Annotated in this window: 26 protein-coding genes; 13 read left to right on the forward strand and 13 right to left on the reverse strand. The window is 68.6% G+C overall.

The features are described 5' to 3' along the window. Window positions 1–53 precede the first annotated feature (53 nt). The gene (locus tag ABH933_RS34570) at window positions 54–1,367 is read left to right on the forward strand and encodes a YhgE/Pip domain-containing protein (RefSeq protein ID WP_429423899.1); all 1,314 of its coding nucleotides are present in this window, start codon (window positions 54–56) and stop codon (window positions 1,365–1,367) included. 46 nt (window positions 1,368–1,413) lie between these two features. Here ABH933_RS34570 and ABH933_RS34575 read toward each other — a convergent pair whose 3' ends face one another. Further along, complete coding sequence (locus ABH933_RS34575) at window positions 1,414–1,698, reverse strand: YiaA/YiaB family inner membrane protein (protein ID WP_429423900.1); 285 nt, start codon at window positions 1,696–1,698, stop codon at window positions 1,414–1,416. 135 nt (window positions 1,699–1,833) lie between these two features. Between ABH933_RS34575 and ABH933_RS34580 the strand changes: the two genes are divergently transcribed. The 4 genes from ABH933_RS34580 (at window position 1,834) to ABH933_RS34595 (ending at window position 5,934) form a co-directional block, all read left to right on the forward strand. Continuing rightward, window positions 1,834–3,591, forward strand: coding sequence for an alpha/beta hydrolase (locus tag ABH933_RS34580; protein ID WP_429423901.1), 1,758 nt, complete (start codon window positions 1,834–1,836; stop codon window positions 3,589–3,591). Between the two features lie 206 nt (window positions 3,592–3,797). Next, window positions 3,798–4,241 carry a CPBP family intramembrane glutamic endopeptidase gene (locus tag ABH933_RS34585; RefSeq protein ID WP_429423902.1) on the forward strand — a complete coding sequence of 148 codons (444 nt, stop codon included), beginning with the start codon at window positions 3,798–3,800 and terminating at the stop codon, window positions 4,239–4,241. Between the two features lie 125 nt (window positions 4,242–4,366). Then, window positions 4,367–5,335: a GlxA family transcriptional regulator gene (locus ABH933_RS34590; RefSeq protein ID WP_429423903.1), complete on the forward strand. Its 969-nt coding sequence runs from the start codon at window positions 4,367–4,369 to the stop codon at window positions 5,333–5,335. 56 nt (window positions 5,336–5,391) lie between these two features. Then, window positions 5,392–5,934: a carbonic anhydrase gene (locus ABH933_RS34595; protein ID WP_429423904.1), complete on the forward strand. Its 543-nt coding sequence runs from the start codon at window positions 5,392–5,394 to the stop codon at window positions 5,932–5,934. 17 nt (window positions 5,935–5,951) lie between these two features. Here ABH933_RS34595 and ABH933_RS34600 read toward each other — a convergent pair whose 3' ends face one another. Continuing rightward, window positions 5,952–7,247 carry an MFS transporter gene (locus ABH933_RS34600; protein WP_429423905.1) on the reverse strand — a complete coding sequence of 432 codons (1,296 nt, stop codon included), beginning with the start codon at window positions 7,245–7,247 and terminating at the stop codon, window positions 5,952–5,954. Window positions 7,248–7,520: 273 nt separating this feature from the next. On the opposite strand from ABH933_RS34600, the gene ABH933_RS34605 reads away from it, so the two are divergent. Further along, entirely contained in the window at window positions 7,521–7,907 is a 387-nt protein-coding gene (locus ABH933_RS34605; protein WP_429423906.1) for a sterol carrier family protein, read from the forward strand. Window positions 7,908–8,214: 307 nt separating this feature from the next. Here ABH933_RS34605 and purL read toward each other — a convergent pair whose 3' ends face one another. Then, a complete protein-coding gene (purL, locus tag ABH933_RS34610; protein WP_429424061.1) occupies window positions 8,215–10,509 on the reverse strand; it encodes a phosphoribosylformylglycinamidine synthase subunit PurL in 2,295 nt (764 codons plus the stop codon). A 288-nt stretch (window positions 10,510–10,797) separates the two neighbouring features. On the opposite strand from purL, the gene ABH933_RS34615 reads away from it, so the two are divergent. After that, complete coding sequence (locus ABH933_RS34615) at window positions 10,798–12,147, forward strand: glycosyltransferase 87 family protein (protein ID WP_429423907.1); 1,350 nt, start codon at window positions 10,798–10,800, stop codon at window positions 12,145–12,147. Here the strand turns inward: ABH933_RS34615 and ABH933_RS34620 are convergent. Continuing rightward, a complete protein-coding gene (locus ABH933_RS34620) occupies window positions 12,093–13,382 on the reverse strand; it encodes a M18 family aminopeptidase (RefSeq protein WP_429423908.1) in 1,290 nt (429 codons plus the stop codon). The two genes, ABH933_RS34615 and ABH933_RS34620, sit on opposite strands and share 55 nt — an antisense overlap. A 14-nt stretch (window positions 13,383–13,396) precedes the next feature. Continuing rightward, entirely contained in the window at window positions 13,397–13,837 is a 441-nt protein-coding gene (locus ABH933_RS34625; RefSeq protein WP_429423909.1) for a MarR family winged helix-turn-helix transcriptional regulator, read from the reverse strand. 48 nt (window positions 13,838–13,885) lie between these two features. On the opposite strand from ABH933_RS34625, the gene ABH933_RS34630 reads away from it, so the two are divergent. Next, the gene (locus tag ABH933_RS34630) at window positions 13,886–14,971 is read left to right on the forward strand and encodes a substrate-binding domain-containing protein (protein ID WP_429423910.1); all 1,086 of its coding nucleotides are present in this window, start codon (window positions 13,886–13,888) and stop codon (window positions 14,969–14,971) included. 12 nt (window positions 14,972–14,983) lie between these two features. On the opposite strand, the gene purQ is transcribed toward ABH933_RS34630, so the two are convergent. Both purQ and purS read right to left on the reverse strand, forming a co-directional pair. After that, a complete protein-coding gene (purQ, locus tag ABH933_RS34635; protein ID WP_429423911.1) occupies window positions 14,984–15,661 on the reverse strand; it encodes a phosphoribosylformylglycinamidine synthase subunit PurQ in 678 nt (225 codons plus the stop codon). After that, window positions 15,661–15,894: a phosphoribosylformylglycinamidine synthase subunit PurS gene (purS, locus tag ABH933_RS34640; RefSeq protein WP_215916092.1), complete on the reverse strand. Its 234-nt coding sequence runs from the start codon at window positions 15,892–15,894 to the stop codon at window positions 15,661–15,663. Before purS ends, purQ begins: the two co-directional genes overlap by 1 nt. Before the next feature lie 141 nt (window positions 15,895–16,035). Between purS and ABH933_RS34645 the strand changes: the two genes are divergently transcribed. After that, entirely contained in the window at window positions 16,036–16,680 is a 645-nt protein-coding gene (locus tag ABH933_RS34645; protein WP_429423912.1) for an MBL fold metallo-hydrolase, read from the forward strand. Between the two features lie 64 nt (window positions 16,681–16,744). Here the strand turns inward: ABH933_RS34645 and ABH933_RS34650 are convergent, their stop codons facing one another. Next, window positions 16,745–18,115, reverse strand: a complete 1,371-nt coding sequence (locus tag ABH933_RS34650) for a dipeptidase (RefSeq protein ID WP_429423913.1) — start codon at window positions 18,113–18,115, stop codon at window positions 16,745–16,747. Window positions 18,116–18,206: 91 nt separating this feature from the next. Next, window positions 18,207–19,205: a glutaminase gene (locus ABH933_RS34655; RefSeq protein ID WP_429423914.1), complete on the reverse strand. Its 999-nt coding sequence runs from the start codon at window positions 19,203–19,205 to the stop codon at window positions 18,207–18,209. Window positions 19,206–19,254: 49 nt separating this feature from the next. On the opposite strand from ABH933_RS34655, the gene ABH933_RS34660 reads away from it, so the two are divergent. Then, complete coding sequence (locus ABH933_RS34660) at window positions 19,255–20,670, forward strand: glutamate decarboxylase (RefSeq protein WP_429423915.1); 1,416 nt, start codon at window positions 19,255–19,257, stop codon at window positions 20,668–20,670. Window positions 20,671–20,822: 152 nt separating this feature from the next. Here ABH933_RS34660 and ABH933_RS34665 read toward each other — a convergent pair whose 3' ends face one another. Further along, window positions 20,823–21,524 (reverse strand): DUF2334 domain-containing protein, encoded by a 702-nt coding sequence (locus ABH933_RS34665; protein ID WP_429423916.1) that lies wholly within the window; start codon window positions 21,522–21,524, stop codon window positions 20,823–20,825. A gap of 177 nt (window positions 21,525–21,701) precedes the next feature. On the opposite strand from ABH933_RS34665, the gene ABH933_RS34670 reads away from it, so the two are divergent. Together ABH933_RS34670 and ABH933_RS34675 are read left to right on the forward strand one after the other, a co-directional pair. Further along, a complete protein-coding gene (locus tag ABH933_RS34670; RefSeq protein ID WP_429423917.1) occupies window positions 21,702–22,010 on the forward strand; it encodes a hypothetical protein in 309 nt (102 codons plus the stop codon). 83 nt (window positions 22,011–22,093) lie between these two features. Further along, window positions 22,094–22,387 (forward strand): hypothetical protein, encoded by a 294-nt coding sequence (locus ABH933_RS34675; RefSeq protein ID WP_215916086.1) that lies wholly within the window; start codon window positions 22,094–22,096, stop codon window positions 22,385–22,387. Window positions 22,388–22,447: 60 nt separating this feature from the next. Here ABH933_RS34675 and ABH933_RS34680 read toward each other — a convergent pair whose 3' ends face one another. Together ABH933_RS34680 and ABH933_RS34685 are read right to left on the reverse strand one after the other, a co-directional pair. After that, entirely contained in the window at window positions 22,448–24,622 is a 2,175-nt protein-coding gene (locus ABH933_RS34680) for a S9 family peptidase (protein ID WP_429423918.1), read from the reverse strand. 147 nt (window positions 24,623–24,769) lie between these two features. Continuing rightward, a complete protein-coding gene (locus ABH933_RS34685) occupies window positions 24,770–24,982 on the reverse strand; it encodes a hypothetical protein (protein WP_215916084.1) in 213 nt (70 codons plus the stop codon). Window positions 24,983–25,326: 344 nt separating this feature from the next. Here ABH933_RS34685 and ABH933_RS34690 point away from each other — a divergent pair, with 344 nt between their 5' ends. Further along, window positions 25,327–25,539 (forward strand): DUF397 domain-containing protein, encoded by a 213-nt coding sequence (locus tag ABH933_RS34690; protein ID WP_215916083.1) that lies wholly within the window; start codon window positions 25,327–25,329, stop codon window positions 25,537–25,539. Window positions 25,540–25,621: 82 nt separating this feature from the next. Here ABH933_RS34690 and ABH933_RS34695 read toward each other — a convergent pair whose 3' ends face one another. Then, window positions 25,622–26,059 (reverse strand): HIT family protein, encoded by a 438-nt coding sequence (locus ABH933_RS34695; protein WP_429423919.1) that lies wholly within the window; start codon window positions 26,057–26,059, stop codon window positions 25,622–25,624. Between the last annotated feature and the right edge of the window lie 5 nt (window positions 26,060–26,064).

A 26,064-nucleotide genomic window follows, 5' to 3' on the forward strand; every position in this document is an offset into this window, starting at 1 on the left:
AACCTCCGGCGGGATCACCCGGTTGGCAGACCGTTTGCTGCTACCGTTCGGTCGTGGCGACGACCGACATCGCGGAAGTACCTGCTAGCCCCCGGCGCCTGAGCCCGCTGAGGTGGAGCCTTCCGATCATCGTGATGACGGCGCTGGCCGCGCTGCTGACGCTGATGTACCTGGATTACGTCGTGAATCCGGAGAAGAATCTGCACGACTTCCCGATCGCGCTGGTCAATCAGGATGTCGGCGATACGCTGCCCGGCCAGACCCAGCGGGTCAACTTCGGCGACCAGGTCGCGGACGGCCTGCGCAAGGCCATCCCGGCCAACGAATTCGACGTGCGTGTCCTGGGCCTCAACGAGGCTCAGCTGCAGATGCAGTCGGCACAGGTATACGGCACGATCATCATTCCCGGCGATTTCACCAAGCGCCTGGGCATCCTGGGCGTCGGCAGCGTCGTCCCGGGCGATATCGAACGCCCGATCATCACGCTGCAGACCAATCCGCGGATAGGTGCCTTCGCCACCCAGGTCGTGCAGCGGTTCGGCCAGCAGGCCCTGCCCCAGGTCAACGCCACCGTCGGCAAGCAGCTGACCGAGCAGGTCAGCGCGCAGCTCGGTCCGGCGACCCCGCTGTCGGGCGCCGCCCGGATCACCCTGGCCAATCCGATCAATATCGTCGTCGACCAGTTCCGGCCGCTGCCGGAGGGTTCCGGTCAGGGCCTGACGGCCTTCTTCTACGCCCTGCTCCTGCTGCTGGCCGGCATGGTCGGGGCGATGGTCGTGCACCAGCTGATCGACTCGGCGCTGGGATTCCTGCCGACCGAGTGGGGGCCGTGGTATCTGCACTATCCCCGCACGCCGATCTCCCGGTTCCACACCCTGCTGCTCAAATGGGCGGCGGTGGTGGTGATGGGGGCGATCGTCTCGATCGTCATGATGGGCATCGGCGACGGGCTCGGCATGCCGATCGACCGGCCGCTGGCGCTGTACCTCTTCGGCGCGTTCGTGATCATCGCGGTGGGGGTCACCTGCACCTCGGTGCTCGCCGCGATCGGTAGCTCCGGGCTGATCGTCAACATGATCGTGTTCATCATCCTGGGCCTGCCGTCCTCCGGCGGATCCGTCCCGATCGAGGCGACCCCGAAATACTTCGGCTGGCTGGCCTCGTTCGAGCCGATGCACCAGGTGTTCGTCGGCACCCGCGCCATCCTGTACTTCGACGCCGGCGGCCCGGCGGGCCTGTCGCGCGGCTTCTGGATGTCGGCGCTGGGCCTGGCCATCGGCCTGGTCCTGGGCCTGGTGATCACGCGCTTCTACGACCACAAGGGACTCGAGCGCAAACCGGTCAACACGCCGCAGCCCGCGGGCTAGTCACTCGCCTGATGGTGGGCCCGATCCCCTCCGCCGGGCCCACCGGTCAGGCCTTGAACGGATCGTGCTCGGCCATCAGCCGCTCCAGCCGGGCCTCGTCGATGCGGTGATGGACACGGGCGGACTCGTGCTGGTCGCGCACCACCTTGGCGAGGGTGAAGGTGCTGCTCACCAGGAACAGCACGGTCATCAGCAGGAAGCCGCGCTGCCAGATGTTCAGCGGCAGATACAAGATGCCGCAGCCGGTCGCGACGAAGCTGACGCCGAACGCGATGGCCGCCTGGGCGAGGAATGCCGGGGTGCTCTTCCCCGGTGTTTCGGGAGTGCTCATGAGTACCGAGTGTGCGGGGCGCGGGCCTGCTGGGCCTCCGTACAACTACTCGAGCCCGGCGCGTATTTTCCGCGCGAACGTGCTCACGACCGGGAGATCCCCGATTTTCGGCGGACGGGCGGGGATACTTGATGGGTGCTCGACACCGCCGAGGCCTTGACGACGCTGCGTTCGCGCGGGGTCGTCGCCGTCCGGCGTGGTTCGACGGCGCTGCGCCGTATCGAGCGGGACATCATCGGCCTGAACTACGTCGGGCTGGTGGTGGCGACCGTGTTCTTCGCCTGGTCCGTCACGCCGTCGCTGCTGCCGCGCGACTGGTTGTTCCAGGGCCTGATCAGCGGTCTCAACGCCGTGATCGGATACGGCGTCGGGTGCGTGTTCGAATGGATGTTCCGGAGGTGGGCGCGGCCGAAGCTGCCGTGGCAGCCGCCGTCGCTGCGGGTGCAGTACGCGGTGAAGTTCACCGTGCTCGCGGTGTGCATCCTGAGCGCGGGGTACATGCTCGTGCTCTCGGCGGACTGGCAGCGGCAGACGTTCGCGCTGATGGACATGGCGGGCACCACCACCTCGGGATATCTGCGCACCGGCGGGCTGAGCCTGCTGGTGGGCGCGCTGGTGGTGTCGGTGTATCGCACGCTGCGGCAGATCGTGCGGCTGCTGGCCCGGCTGCTGAGCCGGTGGGTCCGGGTGCCACCGAAGTTCGCCCCGACCCTCGGTGCGGCGCTGCTGGTGATCCTGATCGTGACGCTGTTCAACGGCATTGCCACGAAGGCGCTCTTCGCGGTGGCCAACTCGGCGTTCAGCGTGCGCAACGACAAGATGACCCCCTACGCGGTGCAGCCGCAGCAGCCCGAACGCTCGGGAAGCCCGCAGTCGCTGGCGAAGTGGAACACCCTGGGCTCGGAGGGGCGCTGGTTCGTCTCGCACGGGCCCGACGCCTTCCGGATCGGTGCGGTGACGGGACAGCCCGCGATGGAACCGATTCGGACGTACATCGGACTGGATTCGACGAAGAAGGGTGAGAGCCAGGAGGATCTGGCGGTCGCCGAGCTCGAGCGCACGCACGCGTTCGATCGCAAGGTGCTGGTCATCGTCACCACCACCGGCACCGGCTGGGTGAATTCCATGTCCGCCAACGCGATCGAGTACATGTACGGCGGCGATACCGCGATCGTGGCCTCGCAGTATTCGTACCTGCCCAGCGTGCTGTCGTTCCTGGCGGACCGGCAGAAGGTGGCCGAATCGGGGCGCAAGATGTTCGACGCGATCTACCGGGCGTGGTCGCGACACCCCGCGGATGCGCGACCGAGGCTGCTGGTGTACGGGGAATCACTGGGTTCGCAGGGTTCCGAGTCGGCCTTCGGCGGGCTGGCGGACCTGCGCGCGCGGGTGGACGGCGCGCTGTGGGTGGGGCCGCCGAATTCCAACCGCCTGTGGAAGCAGTTCGTCTCGCGCCGCGACCCCGGTTCGCGCGAAGTCGAGCCGGTCTATGCGGACGGGCTGGTGGTCCGGTTCGCCGCCGACGCGGCCGATCTGACGAAACCCGCACCCGATTGGCGCCGTCCGCGCATCGCCTACCTGCAGCACGCCTCGGATCCGATCGTGTGGTGGTCGCCGGATCTGATCTTCTCCCAACCGGATTGGTTGTCCGAACGCCGCGGATCCGACGTGTCCACGCAGATGCGATGGTGGCCGTTCGTCACCTTCTGGCAGGTCGCCGCCGACCTCACCAACGCCCAGGGCGTCAGCGACGGCCACGGCCACAACTACGGCGCCCTGGTACTGGACGGCTGGGCCGCGGTCCTGCCGCCGCCGGACTGGAACCCGCAGCTGGAGCAGCGGATTCGCACCGAGATCGAGCTCTCCGAAGCGTACGAGCGCGCGGTCAAGTGAGAACTGTTGCTGCCGTGGGGATTCCGGTGCTGTGGAGCGCCGTGATCCTGCCGCGCCTGCAGTGGGGGCTGCGTGGGCGCACCGCCGCCAATGCCGCCTTCGCCACCGGCTACGCGGCGGCGTTCGGAAGTGGCAGTTCCGACGAATCCCCTTCGGACAGTTCGTGCCGCAATGGGGCGCGATGTGACGGATTAGCATGGGGTGCAATGCTTTCCCTATCCATCTTCGCTGGATATGCGGCCCTGCTGACCATTCCGTCCACACGTGCTCGTCTGGCCGAATTCGCGTCCCGGGAACCGGAAGTCGGTCTCGCCGAATGGATCCTGGTCCACATCCCACTCGGCACCGTCTACACCGAAGAACTGATCTTCCGGGCCACCCTCGGACCACTCCTGGACCGTGCCTGCGGCCGGTCCGGAATCTGGCTGGGCGCCTCAACCTTCGGCCTCTGGCATATCACTCCCGCCCGCGCCGCGGGCGACAGCGTGCCCGCCACCGTGGCCGCCACGGCACTCGGCGGACTGATCCTGAGCTCGTTACGCCGCCGCACCGGCAGCACACTCGCACCAGCGCTAGTGCACTTCGCCCTTAATGCAGGCGGCGCGATCGCTCCCCACCTGGCCGGTCAGCTACCTCCGCGGCTCGCGTGAGCCATTCCGCCGGCGACCCACGCGCTCGGCGCGAGCAGCCGGGGGAGCCGGTATGGGTGCGGCCGTGTAATGCTGGAGGTGAACATCTCCGAAGGGGTTGTGATGTTGTCTGACCGGGTGGCCCGATGACCTGGGCGTACCAGCGTCCGCATCGCGTCGTCGCGCTGGCGTTGCCAGGGGTGGTGGCGTTCGATCTGGCGATTGCCGCGCAGATCTTCGGGTTTCGGGATGAGGCCGAGCGGTATTCGTTCAGCGTTTGCGGGGTGCGGGCGGGGGCGGTCGCGACCTCGACGGGGTTCTCCATCGATGCGGCGGCGGGGCTGGAGGCTCTGGAGAGCGCCGATACGGTCGTGGTGCCCGGGTACTACCCGACCGATGCGCCGGATGTGGCGGTGCGCGAGGCGCTGCGGGCGGCGCACGATCGGGGGGCGCGGCTGGCCTCGGTGTGTTTGGGTGCGTTCGCACTGGCGGGCGCGGGTCTGCTCGATGGGCGCAGGGCCACCACGCACTGGCGCGAGGCCGAGGAGTTCCGGCGGCGGTATCCGAGCGTGTGGCTCGATCCGGATGTCTTGTTCGTCGACGGCGGGCAAATCCTCACGGGCGCGGGACAATCCGCGAGCATCGACTTTTATATCCATCTGGTTCGCTCGGATTACGGGGCGGGCGTCGCCGATGCGGTGGCCCGCCGGATGGTCGTGGCCGGTCATCGGTCCGGCGAGCAGGCCCAGGATCCCCGCCGCGAGGCGCGCGAGGACGCCGACGACCTCGCCCGAACGCTCGAATGGGCCGTCGAGCAGCTGCACCGCCCGCTGTCGCTCAACCACCTGGCCCGCCACGCGGGCATGACCACGCGCACCTTCTCGCGCCGCTTCCGCGAACGCACCCGCATGACTCCGATGCGCTGGCTGTCCTCGCAACGGCTGCTGGAGGCCCAACGGCTCCTCGAGACGACCGATCTCCCGATGGACCACATCGCCGAGCGGTGCGGGCTGGGCACCGCCGGAAACCTGCGCCTGCACATGGTGCGCTCGCTCGGCGCGACGCCCACCGAATACCGCCGAACCCACCGCCGCATGCCGGTGGCGCAACTCTGACGACAGGTGGCGCGAACCGCACGATTGCGACCCCGCCGCGCTGCGACCGTGTATGTGTGAACAACTTCGACGAACTACTCGAGAACAACAAGCGTTTCGCCGCAACCGATTTCAGCGATCGACTGCCGGAGATCCCGTTCGTACCCAACAAGCAGGTCTACATCCTCACCTGCATCGATCCCCGCGTCGACCCCGCGGACGTGCTCGGCCTGAGGCTCGGCGACGCGATCGTCGCCCGCACCGTGGGCGGCCGCGTCAATCAGTCGTTCCTCGACGACCTGGCCTGGATCAGCTACCTGCACGAGACCGTGACGCCCGACGCCGACTGGTTCGATCTCGCCGTCATCCACCACATCGACTGCGGCTCGGCCCTCATGGCCGACGACAAGCTGCGCCACGGCTTCCTCCCCCGTGGCTTCGACGACGCCGCTCTCCGAGCCACCGCGGTCACCGACCCGGCCACCACGGTCCCCGTCGACGTAGCCAAGATCCTGAACTCACCCACCGCCTCGGGCCGCATCCGAGTCTCGGGCTACAGCTACAACACCGCCACCGGCCACCTCGCCCTGGTCACGCCACCGAGCTCGCGAGACCGGTGACCGATCCTGCCGTGGAATCAGAGGGTCAGCGCGGCGGGTTCGGCCTCCGGATCGGCTTCGGCCGCGGCGGCGGAGCGCAGCACCGTGATGGTCACTGCGAGCGCCAGCGCCAGCAGTCCGGTGCCGACGGTGAAGGCGAGGCGGTAGCCGCTGGTCAATGCCGCGGCCTCGGAAATGCCTGTGGCGAGCCGGTTTCCGGTGCGGGACGCGGCAAGGGTGGACAGGACGGCGACGCCGAGCGCCATGCCGATCTGCTGGGTGGTGTTGAACAGGCCGGACGCCAGGCCCGCGTCGTCGGGCTTCGCGCCGGACATGCCCAGGGCCGTCAGGCCCGGAAGCACCAGGCCACCACCGGCGATCAGCACCATCATGGGCAGCAGGTCGATCACGTACGAGCCGTGCACGGGGAGCCGGGTCAGCCAGCCCATGCCCAGCAGTAGCAGTATCAATCCGGCAATCAGCGAATTACGGGCGCCGATACGCGTGCTCAGCGGCGCGGACACGAAGAGTGAGACCGTGCCGAGAGCCACCGCCGCGGGCAGCATCGCCAGCCCGGTCTCGAGCGTGCTGTATCCGAGCACCTTCTGCATGTAGAGCGCGACGATGACCTGGAAGGCGAACATCGCCGAAAGCGTCAGCATCTGAATGAGGTTCGCGCTGGAAACGTTGCGGGAGCGGAAGATTCGAAGCGACAGCAACGGGGTTCGGGCGGTGGCCTGACGGACCACGAATGCGGCGAGCAGTATCGACGAGACCGCACCGAGGCGGAGAGTGCGAGCCGCCAGCCAGCCGTATTCGCCGATTCCGACGACGGTATAGATGCCGAGCATCAACCCGGCGGTGACCAGCAGCGCGCCGAGAACGTCAGCGCCCGCGGCCATTCCGAGCCCGCGATCGGCCGGCAGCGCCCGTGCCGCCAGGACAACCGTGGCCAACCCGATCGGCGCGTTGATGAAGAAGATCCAGTGCCAGCTCAGCACATCGGTGAGCACTCCACCGAGCACCTGCCCGACGGCCGCGCCCGCGGCGCCGGTAAAGCTGAAAACGCCGATGGCCCTGGCGCGTTCAGCCTCACCGGGGAACAGAGTGATCAGAATGCCCAGCACCACCGACGCGGCGAGCGCGCTGCCTACGCCCTGCAGGAAACGGGCCATGATCAGCTGGCCGGGGCCCGTCGCCGCGCCCGCGAAGACGGAGGCGGCGGTGAAGACGGCGTTCCCGGCCAGGAACACGGTCCTGCGGCCGATCAGATCGCCGAGTCGCCCGGACAGCAGCAACAGGCCGCCGAACGCGATGAGGTAGGCATTGACCATCCAGCTCGATCCGGCCGGACTGAAGCCCAGATCGCGCTGAATCGCCGGGCAGCGCGACGGTCACGATGCTGCCGTCGAGGATGGTCATGAGCATCGATGCCGAGAGCACGGCGAGCGCGAGGCGTGGGGAGGTTGTGTTCGTTGTTGCCATGGCTACGACGCTATGGAGATCTTGTGAGCCGGAGAATGGTTGTTCTGCTCATTTCCATGTCTCGAACGCTCACGCACCTCGGGCGCTCAGCGCCGTCGGCGACGCCGGTTACCCTCGCAGGCGTGGTGCGACGAGGAGCGGTGAATCCGGCGGAGGTGCGGGCCGCGGTGCTGGCGGTGCAGGAATGGCTGCGGGACGAGACCCGCCCCGCACCCCCACGCGCCGAGCTGGCGGCGGCGGTGCGCGGCACGGCGCGCACGCTGGCGGCCGGTGCACCCGGTGGCTCGGTGGAGGTGCGAGTGCCGCCGTTCGTGGCGGTGCAGTGCATCGAGGGGCCGCGGCATACCCGGGGTACGCCACCGAATGTGGTGGAGACCGATGCGCGCACCTGGCTGCTGCTGGCCACCGGGCTGCTTTCGTACGAGGCAGCGGTGAAGTCCGGGGGGTTGAGCGTATCCGGCACGCGCGCAGGCGAACTCGCGCACTGGCTGCCGCTGGTCCCGCTGTAATGCGCCCTTCTGAGCCGTTCCTGGCATCCGAGCGACCGGACCACCAGCCGATCCGGTCCCTGGCGTGCGAGTGAAGTGGCCGGGTGGCCGAGATCGATCAGCCGGCCGATCCGGTAGGCAGCCGCCGTCCCGGACGCGGGTTGTCAGCGAATTCCGCGACATCCCCCGGATACGAAAACACTGTCATCCGTAATGCGCGAGCCGGCCGGAATATGTTCGTCTCCAACAGCTTTCACAGCAGACTGACATATTCCGGCCCGGAACTCACACGATACGGATATCGAATCCGGAAAATCGTTGTCGCGAATCAGTTTTCGTGCGCGCCGAACAGCTCGGGCAGCGTGCTCTCGAAACTCTCGCGCAGCTCGTTCAGGGTGACCGAGAACTGCCCCTGCACCTCGACCGAATCCGAGCCCTGGTCGACCACGCCGATGCGGACCCACGGCAGCTCGCGCGCGGAGCACATCTTGGTGAAGCGGGTCTCCTCCGAGCGCGGGACGGCCACCAGGACGCGGCCCGCGGATTCGGAGAACAGCCAGACGAACGGGTCGGCGCCCTCGGGAAGCAGGATGCGGCAGCCGGTTTCGCCCGCCAGCGCGGCCTCGACCACGGTCTGGGCCAGGCCGCCCTCGCTGAGATCGTGTGCGGCGCTGATCATTCCGTCGCGGGAACCGGCGGTGAGCACCTCGGCGAGCAGCTGCTCGCGGGCCAGGTCGACCTTCGGCGGGACGCCGCCCAGGTGGTCGTGCTCGACCTGCGCCCAGATGGAGCCGTCGAACTCGTCGCGGGTGTCGCCGAGCAGGATCAGTGTCTCGCCGGGCTCGAGGCCCAGGCCCGTCGGGATGCGACGGTGCACGTCGTCGATGACGCCGAGCACGCCGACGACGGGCGTGGGCAGGATCGCGGTCTGGCCGGTCTGGTTGTAGAAGCTGACGTTGCCGCCGGTAACCGGAATGCCCAGGGCCGCACAGCCGTCCGCCAGGCCGCGCACGGCCTGCTGGAACTGCCACATCACGCCCGGATCCTCCGGCGAGCCGAAGTTGAGGCAGTTGGTGACGGCCTTCGGGGTGGCGCCGGTGGTGGCGACGTTGCGGAACGCCTCGGCCAGCGCCAGCTGCGCGCCGGTGTACGGGTCGAGCTTGGTGTAGCGGCCCGAGGCGTCGGTGGCCAGCGCGATGCCGCGGCCCGAGGTCTCGTCGATGCGGATTACACCCGCGTCGGCGTGCTCGGCGAGCACGGTGTTGCCGCGCACGTAGCGGTCGTACTGCTCGGTGATCCAGCGGCGGCTGCACAGCTGCACGCTGGAGACCAGCTTCAGCAGGGTCGCGCGCAGCTCCTGGCCCGAGGCCGGGCGGGCCAGCGCCGCGGTGGTATCGGCGATCAGCGCGTCCTGCTCGTCCGGGCGCTGAACGGGGCGCTCGTAGACCGGGCCCTCGTGCGCGACGGTGCGCGGCGGCACGTCCACCACGGTCTCGCCGTGCCAGGTGATGACCAGGCGCTCGCCGTCGGTGACCTCACCGATCACGGTGGCCAGGGTGTCCCACCTGTGGCAGACCGCCATGAACGCGTCCACGTTCTCCGGGGTCACGACCGCGCACATGCGCTCCTGCGACTCGCTGGACAGGATCTCCGAGGGTGTCATGTTCGCCGCGCGCAGCGGCACCTTGTCCAGGTTGATATGCATTCCACCGTCGCCCGCGGCCGCGAGTTCGGATGTGGCACAGGACAATCCGGCGCCGCCGAGATCCTGAATGCCGACCACCAGGCCGGCCGCGTACAGCTCGAGGCAGCACTCGATGAGCACCTTCTCGGTGAACGGGTCGCCCACCTGCACGCTCGGCAGCTTCTTGCGGCCGGTGCCGGACTCGTCGCCGGAGAAGGTGTCCGAGGCCAGCACCGACACGCCGCCGATGCCGTCGAGGCCGGTGCGCGCGCCGAACAGGATGATCTTGTTGCCGGTGCCCGAGGCGAACGCCAGGTGCAGGTCCTCGACCCGCATCACGCCCGCGCACAGCGCGTTCACCAGCGGATTGCCCTGATACGAGGCATCGAACACGGTCTCGCCGCCGACGTTGGGCAGGCCCAGCGAATTGCCGTAGCCGCCGACACCGCGCACCACGCCGTCTACGACGCGCCGGGTGTCGGGGTGATCGGCCGCGCCGAAGCGCAGCTGGTCCATCACCGCGATCGGCCGCGCACCCATGGCCATGATGTCGCGCACGATGCCGCCGACGCCGGTGGCCGCGCCCTGATACGGCTCCACGTACGAGGGGTGGTTGTGCGACTCCACCTTGAAGGTGACTGCCCAGCCGTCGCCGATGTCGACCACGCCCGCGTTCTCGCCGATCCCGGCGAGCATGGACTTGCGCATCTCGTCGGTGGTGGTCTGCCCGAAGTACCGCAGGTGCACCTTCGAGGACTTGTACGAGCAGTGCTCGCTCCACATCACCGAATACATCGCCAGCTCGGCATCGGTGGGACGCCGGCCCAGGATCTCCCGGATGCGGGCGTACTCGTCGTCCTTGAGCCCCAGCTCCTTATAGGGCTGTGCGGTATCCGGGGTGGCCGCGGCGGCGCTGACGGTGTCGACGTGGACAGTCACGGTGAGTACCAGGGTCCTTTCGGCGGGCATGCGAATGCCAATGAGCCCAAATGCTGGAGAGCGGATACAAGCTCGAAGTCTAATGTGTTGGCCCGAAGCGGCTGACCACGGGCCGAGCCACGGTCATCACGAGCCGCGTACGCCCACCGGTGGGGTACCCGCCGCGGACAACGCGCGCCGGCGAAACGTTCGCCCAGCCTTCGTTCAGTGGGCCTTGTTTTGCGGCCGCCCCCGGACATGCACAACGCCGCTGCCAGGGCATTCGGGTTTACCGGATACCCTTGGCGCGTGACTGAGCGATCCAGGGTGGTGGATCCGGACGAATTGCCCCCGGCCACTCCAGCAGGGCCGTCCGAAGCAGGTCCGACCCGTCGGCAGCTACGCCTACTGACGCTGGCGATCGCCCTGTTCGCGGTGTCCGGAATAGTCTGCGCCGTCGCCGGGATCTGGCGGGGCTACATCGATCTGCAGGTCTACCGCACCGGCGCCCGCGTCTGGCTCGACGGCGGCAACCTCTACGGCCCGATGCCCAAGGTGATGGGCCTGAGCCTGCCGTTCACCTATCCCCCGCTGGCCGCGCTGCTCTTCGCGCCGCTGGTGCTGATGCCGCTGTACTGCGCGGAATGGGTGGTGCTGGCCCTCGCGATCGCCAGCCTGGCGCTGACGCTGTGGCTGGTGCTGAAGCGGCTGCGACCGCACATGGACTCCCCGACCAGGGTGGCCCTGGTGATCGGGACGGTCGCGCTGTTGGGGCTGTCCGAGCCGATTCGCCAGACCTACAACTTCGGGCAGATCAACCTGTTCCTGATGACGGCCATCGTGCTGGATGTGCTGGTACGCAAGCCCGTCTGGCCGCGCGGCCTGCTGATCGGGATCGCGGTGTCGATCAAGCTGATTCCCGGCGGCTTCCTGCTGTATTTCCTGATGCGCCGGGACTGGCGGGCCGCGGCCACCGTGGTGCTGTCGGCGCTGGGCGCGATCGGGGTGGGTTTGGCGCTGTTCCCGCACGATTCGGCGCAGTACTGGTTCCACACGCTGTTCGACACCGGGCGGATCGGGCCGCCGTCGTTCCCGGGCAATCAGTCCCTGAAGGGCTTCGCCTTCCGGCTGGGTCTGTCCGCATCCAGCGCGACGATCATGTGGATCGTGCTCTCGCTCGTCACGATCGCGCTCGCGGTGGTGCTGATGCGGCGGTTGTTCGCCGATGCGGACGCCGCGCGGGCCGCCGAAACGGACGCCGGTTCCGACGCGCCCACGGCGCCCGCCGCCGAGCTCGCCGCGCTGACCGTCAACGCCGCCGCGGTGCTGCTGGTATCGCCGATCTCCTGGTCCCATCATTGGGTGTGGGTTGCGCTGGCCGCGGTCGTGGCCGCCGACGCCGTCGAGCGCGGGCACCGCAGCCGGACCTACCTGCTGGCCGCCGCGGCGATCGCGGTGATGTTCATGGTCGGCCCGCACTGGCTGCTGCCCCATCTCAACGGCAGCGAGCGCCGCTGGTCGCTGTGGGAGCAGGTGATCGGCTCCAGCTATGTGCTGGTGACGTTCGCGGTGCTGGTGGCCGCGACGGTGGCCTACCGGCCGATCTACCGCACGGCGATCTCCACCGGCGCGAGGAAGGCCGCCAGCGCGGCCGAATAGGCGAGCACATCGGCCGCGCCCATCAGTTCGCGCGCGGAGTGCATGGCCAGCTGCGGCGCCCCGACGTCGACGGTCGGCATTCCGGTGCGGGCCGCGGTCATGGGGCCGATGGTGGAGCCGCACGACAGATCCGCGCGGTGCACGTATCGCTGCATCGGCACCCCCGCCTGCGCGCAGGCCAGCGCGAACGCACCCGTGCCGACCGCATCGGTGGCGTAGCGCAGATTCTGGTTCACCTTCAGCACCGGGCCGCCGTTGATCTCGATCCGGTGCGAGGGCTCGTGCCGCTCGGCGTAGTTCGGATGCGTGGCGTGCGCCATGTCGCCCGAGGCCACGACCGAACCCGCCAGTGCCGCAAGGTATTCCGAACGACCGCCGCCGCGGGCCAGCACGATCCGCTCCAGGATCGCGGGCAGCAGATCGGACTGCGCGCCGCGGTCGGACTGGCTGCCGACCTCCTCGTGGTCGAACATCACCAGCACCGGGGTGGCGGCGCCCGGCTCCGCCGCGGCGGCCAGGAACGCGTGCAGCCCGGCGTAGCAGGTGCCCTGATTGTCCAGGCGCGGCGCGCTGACCAGGTCCCGATCCCGGCCGACCAGGCGACTCGGGGTCAGGTCGTGGGTCATCAGCTCCCAGCCCAGCGCGTCGCGCGGGTCGAAATCCGCGCGCTCGGCCAGATAGTGCAGGAACGATGCGGGCTCGGAGCCCACGCCCCAGACCGCGTTGACGTGGCGCTGCGGGTCCAGGCTCACCCCGCGCCGGTCCTCGGAGAGGTGAATCGCCAGCTGCGGTACCCGCAGCAGCGGCTCATCGATCCGGATCAGCTTCTCGGACACGGTATTTCCCTCGCGCACCGTGATCCGCCCGGAGACGCCGAGCTCGCGGTCGAGCCAGGAATTGAGCCACGCGCCGCCGTAGGGCTCGAGGCCCACCAGCTGCCAGCCGGCCGAGGTCAGATCCGGATGCTGCTTGACCCGCAGATTGGGGCTGTCGGTATGCGCGCCCACCACCCGGAACGGACTCGACTCCGCACTGCCCGCCCAGGCCACCAGGGACCCGCCGCGCACCACGAAGAACCGCCCGACCGCGCCGGTGGTCCAGGGTCGCGCCTCGGGCAGCTCCTGGAAGCCCTGCGACCGCAATTCGGTCGCGACGGTTTCCACGACGTGGAAGGGGGACGGGGAGGCGTCGACGAAGGCACACAGTCCGGACGCCGTCGCGGTCGTGACGGGCATACCGGCGATCTTAATCAGCCGTTGGCCGGCACCTCGGCGACCAGCTCGAGCAGGCGCAGCAGATCGGCATGATTGCGGGCCCCGATGCGCTTGCGCAGCTGTTCCTCCACGCGCAGCTCCTCCGCGCGCACCGATTCGACCAGTTCGACGCCGCGCTTGCTGAGCCCGATCAGGATCCGGCGGCGGTCGTCCTCGGCCGCGGTGCGGAAGATCAGGCCGCGCTCGGCCAGGGCGTCGGCGTGCCTGGTGGCCGAGGACGGCGGCAGCTGGGAGCGGGCGGCCAGCTCGGTCATCGTGATGCCGACCCGATCGGACAGATGGGACAGCATGGCCCAGTGATCGGGCGAGAGCTGCCGGGCGCACAGGGCCGCATCCAGGTGCCGTAGCCAACTGCGCTCGGCCGCTCGCAGTGCCCCATGCAGCGTTGCGAGTCCGCTTACAATGGTCGTCGGCATATTTCTTCCGCCCATCATTTAAAACTAGGACGAGAAGAAGGGTACCGAATGTTGCCGTTCCATGAACGTCCGGACGATGTGATAGAAGTCCTCAATATCGTCCCTCTCCAGGGGTCGGGCGGGATTGTGGCTCCGTCGTGCGAGGCGGCCGTGGCCCTGGCCGTGGCGGAGATCAACGGCAGCGCCGGCATCCTCGGCCGCGAGGTCCGGGTTACCACCATCGACGGCGGGCGCGCCCCGCACGAGGTGGCCGCGGAGGTCTCGGCCCTGCTGGCCACCGGCATGATCGACGCGATCACCGGGTGGCACATCTCCGCGGTCCGGCGGGCGGTCGCCCGCGCCGCCGACGGCCGCGTCCCCTACCTGTTCGCGACCACGCACGAGGACCTGCCCAACGAGCCGCCCGGCGTGCTGATGATCGGCGAGAGCCCCGCCGGGCACATCCTGCCCGCGATGGACTGGCTGCACCGGCAGTACGGCACGCGGCGCTGGGCGATCATCGGCAACGACTACATCTGGCCGCTGGCGACGGCGCGCGCGGTGAAGGCCGCGCATCCCGGCGCGATCAGCCTCGAGCAGTACGTGCCCTTGGGGACAACGGATTTCAGCGATTTCCTGAACGATCCGCGGTTCGCCGCGGCCGACGGCATCGTGCTGCTGCTGGTCGGCACCGACGTGGTGCGCTTCAACCAGCAGTTCGCCCGGACCGGCCGCGCCGCCCAACAGGTCCGGGTGAGCCCCGCGATCGACGAGACCTGCCTGCTCGCGGCGGGCCCCGCGGCCAGCGAGAACCTGTATGTGGCCTCGGCCTTCTTCCCGGACGGGCCCGGCGATCCGGACCTGATGGCGCGCTATCACCGGCTGCACGGCCAATTCGCGCCTCAGCTCACCTATTTCGGCAACACCAGCTATCAGGCGATGCACATGCTGCGCTCGATGTCGCAGGCCCTGGGCTCCCTCGATGTGCCCCGAATGCAAGCCGCCCTCATCGACGGACTGACCCTGGAGGCCCCGTCGGGCGCACGAACCTTCCGCGACAACCACGCGGTGCTGGACAGCGGGTTCATCGCCCGCGCCGAGGGTGTGAATCTGCGCATCATCGATACGCTGAATCACGCGGCCCAGCACCTCTAGGCCGGGGCGGACCTAGGCCGAGACGAGCGTGTCCACGACCGACAGGAACATGCCCAGGCCGTCGTCGCTGGGACCGGTCAGGGGTTCGGTGGCGTGCTCGGGATGCGGCATCAGGCCGACGATGCGGCCGTTCGCCGAGGCGATTCCCGCGATGTTGCGCTGCGAACCGTTCGGGTTGTCGCCCGTGTAGCGGAACACCACGCGGCCCTCGCCCTCGAGTTCGTCCAGCACCGGCTGCGAGGCCTGGTAGCGGCCCTCGGCGTTCTTGACCGGAATCAGGATCTGCGCGCCCGGCTCGTAGCGGGCGGTCCAGGCGGTGTTCGCCGCCTCCACGCTCAGCCACTGATCGCGGCAGACGAAGTGCAGGCCCTCGTTGCGGGTCAGGGCGCCGGGCAACAGGCCCGCCTCGCACAGCACCTGGAAGCCGTTGCAGATGCCGAGGGTCGGCATGCCCTTACCGGCGGCCTCCACGACCTTGCCCATCACCGGCGCGAACCGGGCGATGGCCCCGGCGCGCAGGTAGTCGCCGTACGAGAAGCCGCCGGGCACGATCACCGCGTCGACGCCCTTGAGGTCGGCGTCGGCGTGCCACAGGCTGACCGCCTCGGCGCCGGCCAGGCGCACCGCGCGGGCGGCATCCACATCGTCGAGGGTGCCGGGGAAGGTGATGACACCGATGCGCACAGACATCAGAGCCGCACCACTTTCCAGTCCTCGATCACGGTGTTGGCCAGCAGCGCCTCGGCGATCTTCTCGAGCTCCACATCGCTGACACTGTCGTCGATATCGAGTTCGAATCGCTTGCCCTGCCGCACATCCGAGACGCCGGGGAAACCAAGACGCCCGAGTGCACCGACGATGGCCTGACCCTGCGGATCCAGGATCTCGGCCTTCGGCATCACCTCGACCACGACTCGTGCCACGCGTTTGCTCCTCACGCTGGTGGGGGGTTACCTGGTCAGCGTAGTTGGCCCCGGTCGAGCGCGTGCCGCCGGGGCCGGGGCGATTTCGGGGCATCGGCCGTCTCGCGCGCGGGCGTGCACGGCAGGGGATACCGTGAGCACATGCGCATAGCCCATTTCGGTCATTCCTGCGTTCTGGTCGAGATCGACGGGGTGAAGATCCTGTTCGATCCGGGCAATTTCTCGCACGGGTTCGAGGGCATCACCGGCCTGGATGCGATCGCGGTCACGCATCAGCATCCCGATCACATCGATCCGAACCGGATCGAGCAGCTGATCGAGAAGAATCCGCAGGCGCGGCTGCTCAGCGATCCGCAGACCGCCCGGCTGCGCGACGAGCCCTGGGAGGGCGTGCGCGCCGGGCAGATTCTGACGATCGGCGGGGTGCAGATCACCGGCGGCGGCGGACGGCACGCGGTGATCCATCCCGAGATTCCCGTCATCGACAACACCGTCTTCCAGCTGGGCACCCCCGACGACCCGGCGCGGTTCGTGCATCCGGGCGATTCGCTGTGGGTCCCGTCCGCCCCGGTCGGCGTGCTGGCGCTGCCCGCGGCCGCGCCGTGGATGCGGATCAGCGAGGCCGTGGACTATCTGCGGGCGGTCGCGCCGCGCACCGCGCTGCCGATCCACTACGGCATCATCGAGCCCGCCGCCCAGGGGATCTACTTCGGCCGCCTCAACGAAATGCGGCCCGCCGATACGGAATTCAAGCTCATCGAGCCCGAGGACAGCGCCGAGCTCTGAGCGGCGCCGCCGAACCCGCACTCCCGGAACGCCTTCGGCCGGGATTTTCGCCGCGGCGGCGAGGCTATGTGCCGTACGAGGCCAGGAACAGCGCCTCGGTCAGGGCCATGTGTTCGATCTCGGTGGGGTCCACGCTCTCGTTGGGAGCGTGGATGAGGCATGTGGGCTCCTCGACACCGATCAGCATGATCTCCGCGTCGGGGTAGGTGTTGGCGAAGACGTTGCACAGCGGGATGGAACCGCCCTGCCCCTGCGTGGTGGCGGCGCGGCCGTAGGACGCGGCGAAGGCCGCCTCCATCGCCGCGCGGGCCGGGCCGCCGGTGCCGGAGCGGAACGGCGAGCCGGTCGCCTCGGTCTCCACGCTCACCCGCGCATGCCAGGGCGCGTGCGATTCCAGGTGTGCGGTCAGGGCTTCGAGTGCCTGCGCGGGATCCACGCCCGGCGGGATGCGCAGATTCAGCCGCGCCCGCGCGGAGGCCTGGACGGCCGCCGAGGAGCCGACGACCTTCGGCGCGTCGATGCCCAGCACAGTCAGCGCCGGTCGCGCCCAGACCATGTCGGAGACCGTCCCGTCGCCCAGCAGGTCGACGCCGTCGAGTACGCCCGCGTCCGCCCGGAACTGCTCGATCGGGTACTGCGTGCCGTCCCACACCTGATCGTTGGCCAGCCCGGCCACGGTGGTGTTGCCCTTCTCGTCGCGCAGCGTGGCCAGCAGGTGGATCATCGCGGCCAGCGCGTCGGGCGCGGGACCGCCGAACATGCCCGAATGCATCGGCCCGGCCAGGGTTTCCACGGAGACCAGCACATTCACAGCGCCGCGCAGGGTCTGGGTGAAGGTCGGCACGCCGACGGCGAAGTTGCCGCAGTCGGCGATCACCAGCGCGTCGGCGCGCAGCAGCTCGACATTGCCGGGCACGAACTCCTCCAGGCCGCCGGTGCCCTGCTCCTCCGACCCCTCGGCCACCAGCGTGATCCCGACCGGATAGTCCTTGCCGCCCAGCATTTCCCGCAGCGCGCGCAGCGCGGTCAGGTGCATGACGATGTTGCCCTTGCAGTCGGCGGCGCCGCGTCCGTACCAGCGGCCGTCCCGCTCGGTGAGCTGCCACACCGGACTGTGCCAGGCGGCATCGTCGAGGGGAGGCTGAACGTCGTAGTGGCAGTAGAGCATTACCGTCGGTGCACCGGGCGGCGCCGGATGGCGGGCGACGACGGCCGCGCTGCCGTCCGGGGTTTCGTGCAGTCCGACGTCGGTGAGGCCCTCCGCGGCGAAGGCATCGGCCACCCACTGCGCGGCCCGCCGGCACTCCTCGGGCGGGAACTGCCGGGGATCGTGCACGGACCTGTACGAAACCAGTTCGGTCAGATCGGCTTTCGCCCTGGGCATCAGCGCTCGCACCTGCGCGCGCAGCGCGGCGGTCCGGGAATCGTCGGTCATATCGCCCTCTACTTTCGTATGGTGTCGCCCAGCTTCAACGTATCCATCTGCCGAAGATAGGCGGGCAGATGGTCCGGACAGTAGGTCGCGATCAGAACACAGAAAGTCGCCCCTCCCTGGAGAACGCCTCCAATGCGATAGCGCCGGATACCGAATTCCCCGTCTCGTCCAGCCCCGGCCCCCACACGGCCACTGCCAGGCGATCCGGGACGACGGCCAGGATCCCGCCGCCCACCCCGCTCTTGCAGGGCAGCCCGATCCGGTACGCGAATTCGCCCGCGGCGTCGTAGGTTCCGCACGTCGTCATCAGCGCGATGATGTGACGGGCATCCGAACGCGCCAGCAGGCGGGTGCCATCCGCGCGCAGGCCGTGCCGCGCCACCAGCAGCCCGGCCTTGGCCAGCTGGGTGCAGGTGATGCTGATCGAGCACTGCCGGAAGTAGTGATCCAGGGCCAGCTCGACCGGGTTGATCATGTTCCCGAAGCTCGCCATCAGGTAGGCCAGGGCGCGATTGCGATCTCCCGTGCGAAGTTCCGACTCGGCCGTCACACTGTCCACATACAGGTCCGGATCCCCGGTTTCCTCCCGCAGCAGGGTGCGCAACGCCAGCAGCGCGTCTCCGGAATTGGCCTGCAGCTGATCGGTGACGACGATGGCCCCGGGATTGATGTAGGGATTGCGGGGGATCCCGTTCTCCAGTTCCAGCTGGATGAGCGAATTGAACGGAGTGCCCGAGGGTTCGCGGTGCACCCGGTCCCAGATGCCGCACCCCGGCCGCTCCAGCACCAGCGCCAGGGCGAAAACCTTGGAAATGCTCTGGATAGCGAAAGGGACGTCGGCGTCTCCGGAGCTGTACACCTCGCCGTCGACGGTGGCCACGGCGATGCCGAACTGATGGGGATCCACGCGCGCCAGGTCCGGAATGTAGCTGGCGACCTTGCCCTCGCCCACGTGTGGTTTTGTGGTGGACATCACTTGCTCTATGAGATGCTGATAGTCCATGACGTAAACTTCAATCACTTGGCAAACACAGGACCTGGTCGAATACGTAAGTACTGCAACCAGTTTCGATATCTGCGAAACTGGCATCAATTATGTGGCAAACATTTGCTGCAAGTACGCTCACCAGGAGAGAATGATGCCCCACACATCCGATGCCGACGACCTTTTCGCGCTGCCCCAGATCGAAGGCGGCGCCCCGAAGTCCGGATTCCCCCACCCCGAGATGCTCCCGACTGTCGCCTATCAGCTCGTGCACGACGAATTGCTGCTCGACGGCGTGTCCCGGATGAACCTCGCCACGTTCTGCACCACCTGGGTCGATGATCAGGCCCGCCGGCTGATGAGCGAATCGCTCGACAAGAACATCGTCGACAAGGACGAATACCCGCAGACCGCCGAGCTCGAGACCCGCTGCGTGCGGATGCTCGCGGACCTGTGGCACTCCCCCGATCCGGCCGGGACGCGCGGCACCTCGACGACCGGTTCCAGCGAGGCCGCGATGCTCGGCGGGCTGGCCGCGAAATTCCGCTGGCGCGCCAAGGGCGGCAAGGGCATCCCGAATTTCGTCTGCGGCCCAGTGCAGGTGTGCTGGGAGAAATTCGCGCGCTATTTCGACGTCGAAATCCGCCAGGTGCCGCTGCGCGGCGATCGGCTGACGATGCATCCGGACGATCTGGCCACCTACTGCGACGAGAACACCATCATGGTCGTGCCGACCTTCGGCCAGACCTTCACCGGCCTGTTCGAGGACGTCGCGGGCATCAGCAACGCCCTGGACGAGTTGCAGGCCAAGACCGGGCTGGACATTCCGATCCACGTCGACGCGGCCAGCGGCGGATTTCTCGCGCCGTTCACCGCGCCGGAGCTGGTCTGGGATTTCCGGCTGCCGCGGGTGAAGTCGATCAACGCCTCGGGCCACAAGACGGGCCTGGCGCCGCTGGGCGTGGGCTGGGCGATCTGGCGCGAGGCCACCGATCTGCCCGACGAGCTGGTCTTCAACGTCGACTACCTGGGCGGCAACATGGCCACCTTCAACCTGAACTTCTCCCGGCCCGGCGGGCAGGTCGTCACCTCGTACTACGAGTTCATCCGGCTCGGCCGGTTCGGGTACACCCGGGTGCAGAAGGCGGTGTACGCGGTGGCCGAGCAGCTGGCCCGGGGCATCGAGAAGCTCGGGCCGTTCGAGCTGATCCACGCCGGCGATCCGCTCAAGGGCATCGCGGCGGTGTCGTGGCGGATGACCGGCGAGCAGACCTTCAACCTGTACGACCTGTCCGACCGGCTGCGCACCCGCGGCTGGCTGGTCGCGGCGTATCCGCTGCCCGCCGACCGCCAGGACGAGACGATCATGCGGGTGCTGGTCCGGCACGGATTCAGCTACGACATGGCCGACCTGCTGCTGGCCGACATGGTCCGCGCGCTCGAGCAGCTGGACAAGCACCCGCCGAGCACCTCGCTCACCCGCGAGGAGTCCGGCAGCTTCACCCACAGCGCCACCCCGAAGGTGTCCACGGCCGAGATACGCAAACGCCGAGCCAAGCGGTCCGCGTGACGGCGGCCGGATCGGCCGATGCGCGCACGCCCGCGTCGAGCACAAGCTCGGCGCGGGCCGGGTCGCCCGGAGACGGTGCGGCGCAAACAAATACGGCAGGCCGATCCGCTGTAAAGGCCGCGGCCCTGGGGCCCAGCGCCGATCCGTAGGGATCAGGCGGCGCGGACCGCCTGGAAGGGCTCCCAGTGGTAGACCTCGGGGGCCGCGTTATGGAACAGGGCCAGGTCGATCGCGTCGATCATGGCCTGGCGCGGGCCGGAGCGGTCGAGCTGGGCGGCCGAGACGGCCAGGCGCAGCAGGCCGCCGCGACGAGCCGTGCGCGCGGCGCTCATCACCAGCGCGTGGCACCACCAGGGTTCGGCGCGGAAGCCCTCGCCGATGCCGTGCACCCACACCCGCTGCGCCACATCGCGCTCGAGATCGTGGATCGCGGTCAGGCTCAGCGCCTGGCGGAAGCCGACCTCCGGCAGCGCGGCCATCGCGCCCTCGGAGGCGTTCCAGCGCGGCGCCGCGAACAGCCGGGTGCGCAGGCCCACCTGCTCCAGCACCCGGTCCGCGGCCATCAGCCGCAGCCGCGCCTCGTGCCGCGGCAGGGCGGCGAATTCGGCGCGGCGGCGCTTGGTGGCGGCCTGGTCGTAGCCGTGCAGCACGATGGCGTCGCCGCCCTCGCGGCGCTCGCGCAGCCACTCCTGCGTGTGCGCGTCGTCCACGAGGCGGTACCGGCCCTTGAGCCGCGGGGCCACCAGCAACGAGAGGGGGACCTCTCGCCTATCCATCTCGGCGGCGAATTCCTGCGCCTGTGCCATGGTGTTGTCCCGAATACCCGACACCGACACGATCAGCTGACCACGCATGTCCGACTCCCCTGTCCTGCACCAGCAATAGCTCCACGGTGACCGCACGAGGTGTCGGCATCGTGCTGCACGGGTGACGCCACGGCGAATTCGCGCTACCGAATCGGACCGTCCGGTGCGGACGGTACCTGGGCCGATCGGTATTGCCGCCCCGAATGCTCGCTTAGGATCGGCCGGGTGAAGACGACCTTGTTCACCGCGCTTGCCGTGCCGTTCATGTTCGCGATACCCGTTGTGGCGCATGCCGATCCGAGTGGGCCGCCGTCGATTTTCAGCCCGCAGCAGGAGTGTGACTCCACCAGGACGTTGGTCAACAACGTGCACAAGTTCAATCCGAACCTGAAGACGCCCGACCAGATCGTCGACGCCTACATCAAGCTCCAGAAGCTGGACGGCCTCAATCCCGTCACCGACCCACGGGATCCCAACAACAATCGGCTCCGGCAGTTCACCAGGGACCACATGAAGAGCTGCAACATTCACTAGCAGCTCGCGCCTGTGATAGAGAGCACATTCGTTGATAACAACGTTCCCCCCCGTGGAGCGTCGCGGCAATACGCTCACGCCGCGTGAAGACTGCTCTCGTCACAGCCCTTGCCATTCCGCTCACGCTGCTCGCGCCCGCCCTCGCGCAGGCGCAGGGGCCGATCCCCAATATCCACCCCACCCCCGATCAGATGTGCACCAGCACGCAGCAGATCGTGGACACCGTCCGCGCGAAGCAGCCCAACGCCACTCCCGAACAGATCGCCACCACCTACGACCAGATGATGGGCGCCAAGCTCCCGATCGTCTACCAGGCATTTCAGGGCCAGCAGCACCAGCAGCTGCTCGAGCTGATCCACGCCTGCGGCATCAAGTAACCCGTCGGTCACTGGGGCGCGCCCCGGCCGGAATGCGGCCCGGGGCGCGCCCGGACGGGCTCAGCGGTCGCCGACCCCGAGCGTGTCCAGCACCCAGGCGTATTCGAACGCCACTTCCTTCCACTTCTCGTAGCGCCCGCTCACACCGCCGTGGCCGGCGCTCATCTCCGTCTTCAGCAGCAGCTGCGCGTCACCGGTCGCGGTGGCGCGCAGCTTGGCGACCCACTTGGCCGGCTCGACGTACAGCACGCGGGTGTCGTTGATGCTGGTGATCGCCAGAATCGCCGGATAGTCCGTGGCACGGACGTTCTCATACGGCGAGTACGACTTCATGTACTCATAGACCTCGGGATCCTCCAGCGGATTTCCCCACTCGTCCCATTCGATGACGGTCAGCGGCAGCGAGGGATCCAGAATCGAGGTCAGCGGGTCCACGAACGGCACATTGGCCAGGATTCCCGCGAACAGCTCGGGCGCCAGGTTCGCCACCGCACCCATGAGCAGCCCGCCCGCACTGCCGCCGTCGGCGATCATGCGGTCGGGCGCGGTGACGCCGGAGTCGATGAGATGCCGTGCGCAGGAGACGAAATCGGTGAAGGTGTTCTTCTTCGTCAGCGTCTTGCCGTGCTCGTACCACAGCCGCCCCATCTCGCCGCCGCCGCGCACGTGCGCGATCGCGAACACCACGCCCCGATCCAGCAGCGACAGCCGCGAGACCGAGAAGCCGGGGTCGATGCTGGCCTCGTAGGAGCCGTATCCGTACAGCAGCAACGGATTCGGCGCATCCGCCGGAATGTCCTTGCGGCGCACCAGCGAGATCGGGATCCGGGTGCCGTCCGCAGCCACCGCCCAATCCCGGTGCTGCTCATAGTCGTTCGGGTCGTAGCCACCCAGGACCGCCTGCTCCTTGCGCAGCAGCAGCTCGCCGGTCGCGGGCACGTGGTCGAACACCTGCGTCGGAGTGATGAAGGAGGTCAGCACGATTCGCAGCGTCGGCTGCTCCCACTCGGGGTTGGCGCCGACGCCCGCGGAGAACAGCTCGAGCCCGAACTCGAGTTCGTGGAGCTCGCCGTAGCCCTGGGCGGTCAACGGCCACACCGCGACCCGGGGCAGCGCCCCGCGGCGATAGGACAGCACCAGATGGTCGGCGAAGCAGTCGATGTCCTCGAGCCGCACGTCGTCGCGGTGCCCGATGAGGGTCGTCATGGCCGCGACGTCGTCGACCGGAGCCTCGGCGAGCACGAAGTTCTCCGCCTTGACGCCGTCGACCACGTCGTTGTGCAGGATGAGGAAGCGGTCCCGGCCGCCGATCACCGCGTGTTCGGCGGAGTACTCCACGCCCTCGCGCCGCGGCAGCAGCACGCGGAACTCGCCCTCGGGATCATCGGATTCGAGCACCCAGCCCTCGGTGGTGATCTTCGAACCCACCCAGATCATCAGATACCTCTCCGAGCGGGTGGCGCCGATGCTCACCCAGTACCGCTCGTCGGGCTCGTGGAAGACCCGGACGTCCTGGTCCTTCGGCGTGCCAAGGCGGTGCCGCCACACGGTGTCGGGCCGCCAGGACTCGTCCACGGTCTGATAGAAGACGTGGGTGCCGTCCAGCGACCAGGTCGCGCCTGGGGCGGTGCCCGCGATCTCGTCGGCCAGGTCCTCGCCGGTCCGCAGATCCTTGAAGCGCAGGACGTAGCGCTCGTCGCCGGCGGTGTCCACCGAGTAGGCCAGCAGCATGCCGTCGTGGCTGATCGAGAACGCGCCCAGCGCGAAGAAGTCGTGGTCGCGGGCCAGCACATTGCTGTCCAGCAGCACCTGCTCGCCGGGAATCGTCTCGACGGCGTCGAGCACCGGCGGCGTCCAGTCATCCGGCTTGTCGACCGCGCAGCGGCAGTGCACGCCGTACTGCTTGCCCTCGAAGCTGCGCGAGTAATACCAGTAGTCGCCCATGCGGGTGGGCACCGAGAGGTCGGTCTCCTGGGTGCGGGACTTGATCTCGTCGAAGATCTTCTCCCGCAGCGGCTGCTGATGCCCGGTTTCCGCCTCGGTGTAAGCGTTCTCCGCCTCGAGGTAGGCGACCACCTCGGGGTCTTCCTTCTCGCGCAACCACTCGTATTCGTCGACGAAAACGTCGCCGTGGTGCACGCGCTGTGCCGGGACCCGCTTCGCGATCGGCGGCGTCACCACGGACGCGAGGTCGGCGGCGGTCGGGGTCGGACCGGTACCACTGTCGAGAGCCATACGCTCCACCGTAGTGGGCGTGCGGCCGGAACCCGGAGCAGGTAGCCTATCCGGTCGCGCCCGATCCCACCCCATGGGCGCTGTCGGCGAAGCCGTCCCCAGACCGCGCACGGCCGGAGCGGATGCGGAGGTACGCCCAATGGGCGCTCAGGCGAGTCCCCCGGCCCGCGGGACCGATCGCCCCGGCGCATTCGCCGCGCCGCGGCCGACCCGGCGGGAATCGACCAAAAAGTACAGGGCGGCCTTGCGGCGCATGCATTGATCGGCGGGACAGCCGCGGTGGATGTGCAGAATGTTGTGGGCCTGCTCGACGGTTAGGTGCCGGGGCACTACCGCGCAACTGTCGAAGACGGGTGCCATGCGGTGCTCCATCCTTTGGTCGTGCCGTGCCATGCGGTGACGTTCGCGCCCCGGCTCGGAAGTCCGGCCGACGCCGTAAATCCGCCACAGTCATCGGGGTTTCCGTTACCGCGCGGGATAAACCATGAGAAATGCCCCAGTATGACGGCAAATACCGACGTCCGGGGCGGAAATTCATGATCGGGTAGCCGGGCCGCACGACGGTGCCGGATCCCGCCGCGGGGCCCGCGCACCGACTACTGTCTAGATCGAAGTCCCGGGGGAGCAACTGGATCATTCCGGCGAAAGCGACTCCCGCCTACCGGCTTTCGCCGTCGGACCCGATCGATCGCACAGGAGGATTTGTGGAAGCGAAGAACCGCGAGATCAACCCGGACGCCGTCTGGCACCGCAGCAGCGAGACCGGCGGCGTCGAGGTGGCGTTCCTGGCCACTGGCAACATCGGCCTGCGCGATGCGAAAAACCCCGACGGCCCGGTGCTGATCTTCACACCCGGCGAGTGGACCGCCTTCGTCGCCGGGGCCAAGGACGGGGAATTCAACCGTCCCGGGGCCTGAGGCTCAGGCTCCCAGGGCGGAACCCACGGTGGGCCAGGAGGCGTGCAGGGCGTCCTGCCAGCTGGCGTTTCGCGAGCAATCCTCAGCTCGGCGGAACGGCCCGCCGCAGGACGCCGCGGATCGACGCCGCCAGGTAGTCCAGATCCGCGCGCGGCGGGGTGGTCGGGCGCGCGCGGATCCCGAAACCGTCGCCCGGCGTGCGCGGAATCACGTGCAGGTGTACGTGAAAGACCTCCTGCCCGGCCGTAACGCCGTCGGCGAGAAAGAAATTCACGCCGTCACAATTCACCTCGCTGGCCCGCAGCGCCGCCGCGAGCCGCTGCCCCACCCGGAACAGCGCGGCGCCGATCTCGGGATCCAGCTCGGACAGGCTGCGCGCCCGCACCTTCGGCACCACCAGCACGTGCCCGGGCGTTAGCGGGCGAATGTCCATGAACGCCAGCACATCCGAGTCCTCGTACACCTTGGAGGCGGGCGCCCGCCCGGCCACGATATCGGCGAAGACGGTGTAGGGATCCATGGTCG

It is taken from the genome of Nocardia sp. GP40 (genome assembly GCF_050434125.1).
In the GTDB taxonomy this organism is placed as follows: domain Bacteria; phylum Actinomycetota; class Actinomycetes; order Mycobacteriales; family Mycobacteriaceae; genus Nocardia; species Nocardia albiluteola.